This is a genomic window from uncultured Reyranella sp., assembly GCF_945957355.1.
Taxonomy (GTDB): Bacteria; Pseudomonadota; Alphaproteobacteria; order Reyranellales; family Reyranellaceae; genus Reyranella.
Genome location: NZ_CAMFKM010000010.1, coordinates 213,642 through 225,317 on the forward strand (window position 1 = coordinate 213,642; position 11,676 = coordinate 225,317).

At 67.3% G+C, this 11,676-nt stretch carries 4 protein-coding genes and 1 pseudogene; all 5 read right to left on the reverse strand.

Annotated features, from left to right (window positions below; genetic code table 11):
* Positions 1–7 precede the first annotated feature (7 nt).
* Positions 8–6,109: an autotransporter-associated beta strand repeat-containing protein gene (locus Q0Q48_RS17855; protein ID WP_295140313.1), complete on the reverse strand. Its 6,102-nt coding sequence runs from the start codon at positions 6,107–6,109 to the stop codon at positions 8–10.
* A gap of 160 nt (positions 6,110–6,269) precedes the next feature.
* Positions 6,270–8,438 carry an NAD-dependent DNA ligase LigA gene (gene ligA, locus Q0Q48_RS17860; protein ID WP_295140316.1) on the reverse strand — a complete coding sequence of 723 codons (2,169 nt, stop codon included), beginning with the start codon at positions 8,436–8,438 and terminating at the stop codon, positions 6,270–6,272.
* 10 nt (positions 8,439–8,448) lie between these two features.
* Complete coding sequence (recN, locus tag Q0Q48_RS17865; RefSeq protein WP_295140319.1) at positions 8,449–10,122, reverse strand: DNA repair protein RecN; 1,674 nt, start codon at positions 10,120–10,122, stop codon at positions 8,449–8,451.
* Positions 10,123–10,131: 9 nt separating this feature from the next.
* A complete protein-coding gene (locus Q0Q48_RS17870; protein ID WP_295140322.1) occupies positions 10,132–10,947 on the reverse strand; it encodes an outer membrane protein assembly factor BamD in 816 nt (271 codons plus the stop codon).
* A 108-nt stretch (positions 10,948–11,055) separates the two neighbouring features.
* Positions 11,056–11,676 (reverse strand): annotated as a pseudogene (locus Q0Q48_RS17875) (hypothetical protein); the annotation flags it as partial.

An 11,676-nucleotide genomic window follows, 5' to 3' on the forward strand; every position in this document is an offset into this window, starting at 1 on the left:
CCGGCGCCTACCACTTCATTCTGAGGCCCAGGGTGAGGGCGTTGTTGTTGGTGCCGCCGCCGACCTCGCCGTCGTAGCGCAGGCTGACCTCGGTCGCGTCGGCGACCTGGAAGGTGGCGCCGAGACCAAGCACCGCGGAATCCCGTTGCGGCGTGGCGCCGAAGACGGTGAACGGCGTGCCGGGTGCGCCCGAGAAGGAGGCCGTCATCGGTCGGCTGGTGTCGGCGAATTCGTGCTGCCAGCCGAGGCGCAGGCCGATCGTCGTCCTGGAGAAGGTCGCCGCCAGGTCCATTCCGATCGTGCTGCGCAGCGAATTCACCGTCTGCTCCTGGACGACCAGGTTGAGCGAGTCGGCGCCGCTTTCCGTGAAGCCGTTCTGCGTCGTCGTCGAGCCCTGAACGCGAACGAACGGCGTGACCGACGCGGGCTGCGACAGCGGCACGTCGAAACGCCATCCGGTCTCGAGTTGACCCAGGAACTGGTTCGCTCCCGTCGTACCCTGTGCCGTGCGCGCGGCCAGTCCGGGAATCGCGATCACGCGCGTCATCCGGTTGCTCGCGTAGCCATAGCCCACCAGGCCGTCGACGTAGAGATTGCCCGGCGTGTACGACGCGTAGACGCTGCCGCTGACCCCATCCGTATAGGCTTGGCCCGTGAAGCCGTTCACCCACTGCGTTCCGCCGATATAGCCGATTCCGACTCCCACCAGCAGGTCGGGCCGCATGCGATAATCCATGCCGACCGCGGCGCCGCCGAAATTGTAGGTCATGGTCCCGGCGTTGGCATTGCCCAGCACCGAGCCCAGGCCGCCCACGCCGCTCAGCCATGCGGCGAAGCGCGTCGGCTCTGGCGGCACATCGCAGGTCGTGTTGCAGGCGTCGTCGAGAGGTGAGCCCATCGACACGTAGGTCCCTCCCTTTCCTTGCCCGCCGTGAAGTGCGTTCAGCTGCGCTCCAACGGCGGACATGAAGGCGCCGGCGGTCTGCGTGTTGAAGGTGCCGAGGTTCGCATAGGACTGGCCGCTGATCGCGTTCAACGCCGCCGGTCCCTGCTGCGTGTCGAGTTGCACGATGGCGTCCAGCACGGTGGCGAAATCGCCGCTGACATTGTTGTTGGCCCTGTCGAGCGCGGCGGCGACGGCACCGTGGTTGGCGGTCTGCGCGCCCTTGGAGAAGGCGTTGCTGCTCTGGAGGAGCGACAGGTAGACGTTGTCGGCGTCGTAGCTGAGGGACGGCGTCAGGAAGGCAAGATTGGAGGTGACGCCGGCGAAGGTTCCCGTCACGCCTGCCGACGCATTGAGGATCGTGTAGATGGGGCCGCGCGTATAGTTGCCGTTGCCCGCCATCACCGCGACGGTGCCGCCGTTCAGCACGGCGTTCCCGTTGACGTTGAGTTGACCGGTCTTCGACGGAGTCACCTCCACCTGGTAGGTGCTGCCGGCATTGTTCGTGTAGGTGCCGGTGACATCCATCCGGCCGCTGGTGCGGAGTGCCATCGTGCCGCTGTTGGTCACGTTGCCGTTCACCGAGCCGACGCCGCCGAAGGTCGCACCGGCATTGACCGTCACGCCGCTGGCGAGGCTGGCGTTGCTCAGTGTCAGCGTCCCCGCCGCAGCCTGTGTCCCGCCGGCGTAGGTGTTCGCGCCCGTCAGGGCGAGCGTGCCGGCACCCGCCATCGTCAGGCCGCCCGCGCCGCCAACCGGGCCGGTCAGGGTCAGCGTCTTGCCCGCGTCGGGGCTGATCGTCCCGCCGCCGCCGCCCAGCATGATCGAGCGGGCGCTCGTGAGGTCGGCGGTCGTCTGCAGCGTACCGCCGTCCAACGACAGCATGCCCCCGGTATTGCCGAGGTTGCCGTCCGAGGAGATCGCCAGGGTGCCGGCATTGACCGTCGTGCCGCCGCTATAGGTGTTCTGGCCGGACAGGATCAGCCTGCCGCTGCCCTGCTTGAGCAACCCACCGCTGCCCACGATCGTGCCGGCGAAATTCGACAGGCTGGCGGTGCCCAGCGCGAGCGTGTTGGCACCCAGGTTCACGGTCGTACCCGAGACGCCCACCAAGTTCTGGATCGTCTGGTTGCCGCTGCTGCCGGAGATGTCGAAAGAACCAGGAGTCATGAAAATCACACCGGCTGACTGGGCGATGCTGCCGTTGCCAACCAGCGACAGCCGGCCACCGTTTCCGATGCTGGTCCAGCCGTTATAGGTGTTGACCCCGCCGAGAGCGACCGTACCGGCGCCCTGTACTCCGAAGCCCCAGCCCACCGCTCCCCCGATCGTTCCGTTCCAGGTCAGCGTCCCGCCCGCGTCGCTCATGACGATGCCGCCGTTCACGCCCAGCGTGAGCGACCGATCGCTCGAGAAGGTGCCCGTGGCCTGCAGCGTGCCGTTATTCAGCGTCAGCCCGCCACTCGCGCTGCCGAGATTGGCGTCCGAAGTAATCCATAGAGTCCCGGAATTGACCGTCGTGCCGCCGCCGTACGTATTGGTTCCCCGCAACGCCAGAACGCCGGTGCCGTCCATCGTCAGCCCACCGCCCCCACCAACCGTTCCGAACAGGCCAAGCACTCCGCCCGCACTGAACGTGCCGCCGCCGGCTCCCAGAGTCACCGAATGCCCAATGTTCATGTTCGAGTTCGTTTGCAGCGTCCCGCCATCGAGCGTCAGACCGCCGCTCGTGAGGCCGAGGTTGGTTTGCGACGAGATCGATAGCGTGCCGGCAGTCACCGTCGTGCCGCCGCTGTAGGTATTCCCACCCGCCAGCGTCAGCGTGCCGGCGCCCGCCATCGTCAGGCCACCGGAGCCCGTAATCGTCCCGGCGTAAGTCGAGGCGCCGGCCGTGCCCACGACGAGTCCATTGGAGCCAAGATTGACCGTCGTACCGGTGATGCCGTTCAGGTCCTGGATGGTCCGGCTGCTGCTGCTGCCGGAGATGTCGAAGACCGTCCCCGCACCGGCAAGGTTCACGCCGCTCGACCGCTCGATGGTGCCAGCACCCATGAGCGCCAACGTACCGGCGTTGATGGTGCTGGCGCCGGTGTAGGCCGTCGTTCCCGCCACGGCGACGGTCCCGGGACCGGTGGTCGTGAGGTCGCCGCTGCCGCCGATCGTGCCGTTGAGGGTCAGTGTCGTTCCCAGGCCGGCAGTGAAGAATCCGCCAGCATTGCCGAGCACGATCGACCTGGTGCTCGCCAGGCTTGCCGTCGTCTGCAGCGTGCCGCCGTTGAACTGCAGATAGCTGAGCGGGCCACCGAGACTCGCGTCCGATGCGATCGACAGGGTGCCGCCGGCGATATTGGTCGCACCGCCGTAGGTGTTGACGCCCGCCAAAGTCAGCGTTCCGGTGCCCTGCTTGATCAGGGAGCCATCGCCACCGATCGTGCCGGAGAAGGTCGTCGATGCAGCCCCATCGATCGTCAGGTTGCGACCTCCCAGGTTGACGGTCGCTCCCGTGACGCCCGACAGGCCCTGGATCGTCTGGTTGTTGCTGCTGCCCGAGATATCGAATGTCGCGCCAGCTCCCATGAGATTGACGCCGCTCGACTGCGCGAGGCTGCCGGCACCGGAAAGCGCCAGCGTGCCGGAGGCAATTGTGGTTGTGTTGGTAAAGGTGTTGACCCCCGTCAGCTCCAATATGCCGCTTCCCGCCATCGTCAGTCCGCCGCTCCCGGGGAACGGCAGATCGCCAGCTCCCGTGACCGCGTGCCAAAGAGTGAGCTTTGTGCCCGCGGCGGGCATGAACGTACCGCCCTCAACTTCCAGGCTGATCGACCGGTTGGTCGCAAAGCTCCCCGTCGTCTGCAATGCGCCGCCAAAGAAGGTGAGGCCGGTGCCCGCGGCGCCCAGGTTGTCGTCGGACGAGACCGATAGCGTGCCGGAACTGAGTGTCGTCCCGCCGAGATAGGTATTGGCGCCCGTCAGCGCCAACGTGCCAGCACCCGCCATCGTCAAGCCGCCAGTGCCGCCAATGGAGCCAGTCAGGGTCAGCGATGTCCCCGCGTCGGGAGTGAACCATCCACCGCCGCTGCCGAGCGTGACTGGGCGGGCCGTCGCCAGGCTGGCGGTTGTCTGCAGCGTGCCGGCATTGAGCGTCACACCGCCCACTTCATCGCTGAGGTTGCTGGTCGACGAGATCGACAGCGTGCCCGAATTAACGGTCGTACCGCCCCAATAGGTGTTGGCGCCCGCGAGCACCAGCGTTCCCTGGCCTGCCATCGTCAGCCCGCCGGTCCCACCGATGCTGCCATTCAGAGTAAGCGTCGTCCTCGCGTCGGGCGCGAACGTGCCGCCGCCGAGGGTGATCGAACGTGCGCTTGCCATGCTGGCCGTCGACTGCAGCGTGCCGCCGCTCAGCAGCAGGAAATTGCCTGCATTGCCGAGGTTGCCGTCGGAAGAGATCGACAGGGTGCCGGAGTTGATCGTCGTATTACCGGTGTAGGTATTCGTGCCTCCGAGTACCAGCGTACCGGAGCCGGCCATATTCAGTCCGCTCCCGCCGACAGGGCCGTTCAGTGTCAGGGTCGTGCCCGCATCGGGACTGATGATTGCGCCGCTACCCAGATTGATACCGCGGAAGCTCATCAGGCTGGCCGTCGACTGCAGCGTCGCGCCGCTCAAAGTCAAGGTGCCGCTCTCATTGCCCAGGTTCTTGTCCGACGAAATGGACAGCGTGCCGGCGCTAACCACCGTGCCGCCTTCATATGTATTCTTGCCCCCGAGCGTTAGCGTTCCGGCCCCGATCATGGTCAATCCAAGCAGGCTGGAGCCGCCTATAGGCCCGTTCAGGGTCAGGGTCGTGCCGGCGTTCGGGCTTAGGACGCCGCCCGTGCCGCCGAGCGTGATGGAGCGGCTGCTCGTCAGGCTGGCCGTCGTCTGCAGAATCCCACCGTTCAGCGCGAGGCCGCCAGCCGAGTTTCCGAGATTGGCGTCCGACGAGATCAACAGTGTCCCGGCATTGATCGCCGTGCCCCCGCTGTAGCTGTTGGTTCCCGTGAGTGAGAGTGTCCCGGTACCGGTCTGAATCACCGATCCGGTGCCGACGATCGTATTGCCGACCGTCAGGGCGGCCAACGGATTGAAGGCGACGCTGCCGTTGTCGACCTCGATATTGCCAGACAGACTCCAAGCACCCGCGAGTGTGAGCGAATTCGCCCCGCCGGTGAAGGTGATTGCATTGGCCTGCCCGGTGCCGTTGCCGCCCATGCCGCCGGTAATCGATCCGGTATTGATGACGGTGAGATTCGAACCGACGATCCCGGCGCCGCCGGTCCCTGGTGTCGGCGTTCCCTGGGTCGCGCTACCCGTTCCGATCGCACCGCCATTGCCGCCTGTGACCGAGCCGACGTTGTTGATGACGACCCCGTTGCCAAAGATGCCGGCCCCGCCATTGCCACCCCATCCATTACTCAAACCTGCGCTGCTGCCGCCGCTGCCGCCCCGGCCACCGACGACGGATGCGGCTGTGTTCACATTGGCTCCGGCGGTCGTGGCTGCGATGCCATAGCCACCGTCACCGCCACTGCCACCGGCACCGCCCCCCTCGCCACCATCACCTCCGATACCGCCGGTCCCGCCTGTGACGCTGGCCGTACTGGTGAATGTGACTGGTGCGTTGACGGCGACGCCATAGCCGCCCTCGCCGCCACCACCGCCGGAGCCAGAAGTCGCCCCGACGCCACCCGTTCCCCCGTTCCCGCCATTGCCGCCGACCGTAACCGCATTGCTGGTCGTGGTCGCCATGACGACCGCACCATGTGCACCACCGCCGCCGCCGCCGCCGGCCTGCCCGTTTGTAGATTGATATCCGGCCGATGCACCGTCAGAACCGGAAGCGCCGGCGCCGGCTCCACCGGAACCTCCCGCCGTTGCAACGTTGCCGCTTTGGTCGGTGCCTTGCCCGCCGGAGCCGCCCGTCGTTCCAGCGCCTCCGCCGCCGCCACCCGCCGAATACTCGAAGCTGGAGGTTCCACCCGTACCGCCTGTCCCGGTAGCACTCCCCGCGCCACCAACCCCGCCATTATTTTCGGAATCGTGACCGCCGTTTCCTCCACTGTCGGCCAATGCCGGCGACGCGAGGTAGGCGCCGGACAGCGCCGTCGATGCCAGAAGCGCCACTATGAAGCGGCCGAGCCACGCGTTTGCACGGGAACGAGACGGCGCAGTTGATGCCAAAGCTGAAGTCGACAACGCCGAGCCTCCCCCGAGGTACGCTGATCAATCGAGGGAAGAATAATGCAACAACGATGAAAATATAAAGGAGGAAAGCCGCAAACGATCAACGCGAAAGTTCAACCCACTCTTCTTCCGTCATCGTCGGCACGCCAAGTTCGGCGGCCTTGCGGGCCTTGGAGCCGGCATTTTCGCCGACCACGACGAGGCTTGTCCTCTTCGACACCGAGTCGGTGACCTTGGCGCCCAGCTCTTCGGCCCGCGCCTTGGCAGCATCGCGGGTCATCGTGGACAGCTCGCCGGTGAACACCACGATCTTGTCCTTGAGCTTGGCATCGGCGGCGATGATGCGCCGCTCGACCGGCTGGACCGTGAGTTGCTTCAGCAGGTCGCGGATGATCTCCACATTGTGCCCCTCGGTGAAGAAGGCACACATCGCGTCCGCCGTCGTCACGCCGATCTGCTCGACGTTGCACAGCCGGCCATAGCTTGGACCGACGGCCTCGAGGGCCTTCTCCTTCTTCACGGGATCGCGATGCGCCTTGCGTTCCTTCGCCGCCGCCAGCATCTCCGATAGCCAGGCATCGGCGTCGCCATATTCCTGGGCCAGGATCTTGGCGGTGGCCTCGCCGATCAGTGGGATACCGATCGCGTTGATGAAACGGTCGAGCGAGATCGTGCGACGCGCCTCGATGGCGGCGATCAGGTTGCGCACCGAGAGATCGCCCCAGCCCTCGCGTTTCTTGATGTCGGCCTCGTGCTCGGGCAGGCGGAAGATGTCGCCCGGCACCTTGAGCAGGCCGTCGTTGAAGAAATTCTCGATGTGCGTGCCGCCCAGCCCCTCAATGTCGAAGCAGTTGCGCGACACGAAGTAACGCAGGCGCTCGACCTGCTGGAACGGGCATTCGAGTCCGCCGGAGCAGCGCCGCACTACGCCGCCCTCCTCAGCCTTCACCTCGGTCTCGAGAGGACAGGGACAGCGCGTGGGAAAGTGGTACTTGCGCGCATTCTTCGGTCGCTCGTCGGCGATGAAGCCCAGCACCTGGGGAATCACGTCGCCGGCCCGCTGGATCGTCACCATGTCGCCGACCCGCACGTCCAGCCGTTCGATCTCGTCGGCATTGTGCAGCGTGGCGCGGGACACCATCACGCCGCCGACATTCACAGGCTCCAGTTCGGCCACCGGCGTCAGCGCGCCCGTGCGGCCGACCTGGATCATGATGGCGTTGAGACGCGTGCGGGCCTGCTCGGCGGGAAACTTGTGCGCCGTCGCCCAGCGCGGCGCGCGGCTCACGAAGCCCAGCCGCTCCTGCCAGTCGATGCGGTCGACCTTGTAGACGACGCCGTCGATGTCGTAGGGCAGCGACGGGCGCTCGATGCCGATCTTCTCGTAGAAGGCGCGCACCTCGTCCGGCGTGCGGCACAGCTTCGTCAGGGGATTGGTCTTGAAGCCCCACGCCTTGAGCAGTTCCAGGTATTCGCTGTGCGTCTTCCAGCTGCGCTGCTCGGCCTCGCCCCAGGCATAGGCGAAGAAGCGCAGGGGGCGCCTGGCGGTGATGCTCGCATCGAGCTGGCGCAGCGAGCCCGCGGCGGCGTTGCGTGGATTGGCGAAGGTCTTCTCGCCCGCCTCCTCCTGGCGCTCGTTCATCTCCTGGAACGCCTTGCGCTCCATGTAGACCTCGCCACGCACGTCGATCGACTTCGGGAACCCGTCCTTGCCGTGCCCCTTCAGCGTCTGCGGAATGTCCTTCACCGTGCGCAGGTTGGCCGTCACGTCCTCGCCCGTGGTGCCGTCGCCGCGCGTCGCCCCCTGCACGAACTCGCCGTCCTCGTAGCGCAGGCTGATCGACAGGCCGTCGATCTTGGCTTCGCAGCTGAACGCGATCTCGTCCTCGGGACCGATGTTGGTTTCCCGCTCCAGGCCACGCCGCACGCGGTCGAGGAAATCCTGCAGCTCCTCGTCGGTGAAGCAGTTGTCGAGCGACAGCATCGGCCGCGCATGCTTCACCTTGGCGAAAGCCGTCGTCGGTGTCGGCGCCACCCTCTGCGTCGGGCTGAACATGTCGACGATCTGCGGGAAGCGCGCCTCGATCGCCTTCAGGCGCTGGCGCAGCCTGTCGTAATCGGCGTCCGAGATCTCCGGCGCGTCCTTCTCGTGATAGAGCCTGTCGTGATGGAGGATCTCCTCGGCCAGGCGCTTGTGCTCGGAACGCGCCTGCCGCTCGGTCAGCTTGTCGACCGCGAGCGCCGCCACGACCTTCGCCGCACGGGACATCGTCGTCCTCCTAACCTGCCGTCGCCAGCAGCCGATCGGCCGCGGCACGCGCCTCGACCGTCACTTCGGCCCCCGACAGCATGCGCGCGATCTCCTCGCGGCGGCCCTTCGCATCCAGCGCCACCACATCGGTGCTGGCGGCCGTCCGGGTCGTGGTCTTGCGGATCAGCCAGTGACGGTCGGCCACCGCGGCGACCTGCGGCGAATGCGTGACGACCAGCACCTGGACATCCTTCGCCAGCCGCTTCAGCCGCTCGCCGACGGCGGCCGCCGTCGCACCGCCAATGCCGGAATCGACCTCGTCGAACACGATGGTCGGCGCGTCGCCGACCTTGGCGAGGCAGACCTTGAGCGCCAGCAGGAAACGCGAGAGTTCGCCGCCGGATGCGATCTTCGCAATGGGCGACGGCGGCGCGCCGGGATTGGTCGAGACGGTGAACTGCACGCGATCGGTGCCGGCGGCCGACCATTCCGCTTCCGGCACGGCGGCAACCTCGGTAACGAACCTCGCCCGTTCGAGCTTGAGCGGCGCCAGTTCGGCCGCCACCGACTTGTCGAGCCGGGCCGCGCCCTTGCGTCGCGCGGCGGCCTGCGCTTCCGCGGCCGTCATGTAGGCCGCACGCGCCGCCTTCGCGGCGGCTGCCAGCTTCTTCAGCCCGGCCTCGCCATCGTCCAGCGCGGCGAGTTGCGCCGAGAACTTTTCAGCGAGTTCCGCGAGCCCGGCCACGGCGACATTATGCTTGCGGGCTAGGGCCCTGAGCGCAAACAGCCGCTCCTCGATCTTCTCGAGTCGCGCCGGATCGAACTCCAGCGTATCGCGTGCCATCTCGAGCTGCGCCTGCGCCTCCATTGTCTCGCTGAGCGCCCGATCGAGCGCCGCCAGCGGCGCATCGAGGCGGCCCGCGGCCTTGTCGGCATTGCGTTCGACCAGGCGATGCGCCGTCCGGAGGCTCGCGACGGCGCCGCGTCCCTGCTCCAGCTCGGCCAGCGCCTGGGTGACCGCTTCGCCCAGCGCGCTGCCGGCCCGCATGAGCGCTCGCTCGCCCGCCAGCGTTTCCTCGTCGTCGGCCTTGGGCGCCAGGGCATCGAGTTCCTTCACCGCATGACGCAGGAATTCCTCGTCGCGCCGCGCCGCTTCCGCCGTCGCCTGCGCGTCGGCGTGGGCCTGCTCGGCGCCGCGCCATGCCGTCCACGCTGACGCAACGGCGGCCGCCTGCTTTTCGAGACCTGCAAACGAGTCGAGCGAGGCGCGATGCGTCGCCGTGTCGAGCAGGCCGTGTTGCTCCATCTGTCCCTGTATCTCGACCAGGGTGTCGCCGAGCCGGCGCAGCAGCGCCACCGAGGCCGGCTGGTCGTTGACGAAGGCGCGGCTGCGGCCGTCGGCGCCGATCATGCGGCGCAGGGTCAGCACGTCTTCCCCGTCGAGGCCCTGCTCGGCGAGCACAGCGCGTGCCGGGTGTTCACGCGGCAGATCAAAGGAGGCGGCGATCGAAGCCTGGGCGGCGCCGCGCCGCACCACGCCCGATTCGGCGCGCGCGCCGAGCGCCAGCCCCAGCGCGTCGATCAGGATCGACTTGCCGGCGCCGGTCTCACCGGTCAGCGCGCCAAGGCCGCCACTATGGGCAAGATCGAGGTCGAGCTTCTCGATCAGCACGAAATCGCGGATCGAAAGCGTGGCGAGCATGCCGGGCGGTCAGAAGATGCGGGAGAACCAGCCGCGCTTCTCGTCGGGCGGCCGTGTGCCCTCGCCGGTCATCAGGAAGTAGCTGTCCTGGTACCACTCGCTGCCGGGGAAATTGTAGCCGAGCACGGCCGCGGCCTCCTGCGCCTCGCTCTTCACGCCAAGCGAGAGATAGCTCTCGACCAGGCGATGCAGAGCCTCTGGTACGTGCGTGGTCGTCTGATACCGTTCGATCACCACGCGGTAGCGGTTGATGGCACCGACATACTGCTGGTTGGTCTGGTAGTAACGGCCGACCGCCATCTCCTTACCGGCCAGATGGTCGATGCAGAGCTCGACCTTGAGGCGCGAGTCGCGGGCATAGGGCGAATCGGGGAAGCGCTTGACGACCTCGGCCAGGGCATCGAGCGCCTGCTGGGTCGTGCGTTGGTCGCGGCCGACGTCCGAGATCTGTTCGTAGTAGCAGAGCGCCTTCAGATAGTAGGCGTAGGGCAGGTCGCGATGGCCGGGATGGAGCTGGATGAAGCGGTCCAGCGCGATGATGGCCTCGTCGTACTTGTTGGACTGGTAGTAGGCGAAGGCCGCCATGATCTGGGCCTTGGTCGCCCAGACGGAATAGGGATGCTGGCGATCGACTTCCTCGAAGCTCTTGGCGGCGGTCTTGTACTCCTGCTGGCCGAGCGCATCGAGCCCGCGATTGTAGAGCTGCTCGACGGGCTGCTCGACATACTTGTCGTCGTCCGAGCCACACGCGGAGAGCCCGAGCGCCAATGTCAGCGCCAGCCCCGCCGCGATGCGACGGCCCTTACCCACAACCAACTTCGACATGTCCCATCCGCAATGAACTTCGTGCCGCCGCGTTATATCACGCTGACACGAAAAAAAGAGGGGCCGCGCGGCCCCTCGGAAGATGCGTGAAGAGCAGAAATTCCTGCGTCAGTTGGCTTGCCGCCGCAGGAAAGCCGGAATTTGCAGATCGTCGTCGTCGCGAGCCGGTTTCGCACGCTCCGTGACATCGAGGCTGATCGAGGTCTGGACCGGCGCCGGACGCGAAACAGGGGCCTTCGGAGCCACGGCGACGACGTTCTCGGGAGCCGGCGCGGGGGCCGGACGCGCGACCTGCGGCTCGGCCGGAGCGGCCGCCGTCGTCGCGGGCTTCGGCGCCGAGAAGGCACCGGTGATGCGCTGGAAGAGGTTGGGCGCACGATTGTCGGTCGCCGGACGTGCGACCGTCGGGCGCGCGACGGGTTCAGCCCGCACGGGCGCCTTGGCCGTCGAGGGACGGCTGACGCGCCAGTCGTTCTCGTCGACCAGCGGACGCTGCGGCGCGGGCGCCGGAGCGGGAGCCGGCGCCACGGGAGCGGCCGCCACGGGAGCCGGCATCGGCGCAGGCGCCGGAGCGACCGGCGCCGCCTCGACCGGAGGCGCCATCATGACGGGCGCTTCGACCGGCGCTTCGTAGGCGGGAGCCGGCGTCGGCATCGAGGCCATGATCGGCGCGGCAGGCGCAATCGGCGCCGGCGCGGCAGCCGGCGGCGCAACCGCGACGGGCGGAGC

Coding starts and splice junctions, on each gene's coding strand:
- Q0Q48_RS17870 (WP_295140322.1), bottom strand. CDS start 10,947: ATGTCGAAGTTGGTTGTGGGTAAGGGCCGTCGCATCGCGGCGGGGCTG.
- ligA (WP_295140316.1), bottom strand. CDS start 8,438: ATGTCCCGTGCGGCGAAGGTCGTGGCGGCGCTCGCGGTCGACAAGCTG.
- recN (WP_295140319.1), bottom strand. CDS start 10,122: ATGCTCGCCACGCTTTCGATCCGCGATTTCGTGCTGATCGAGAAGCTC.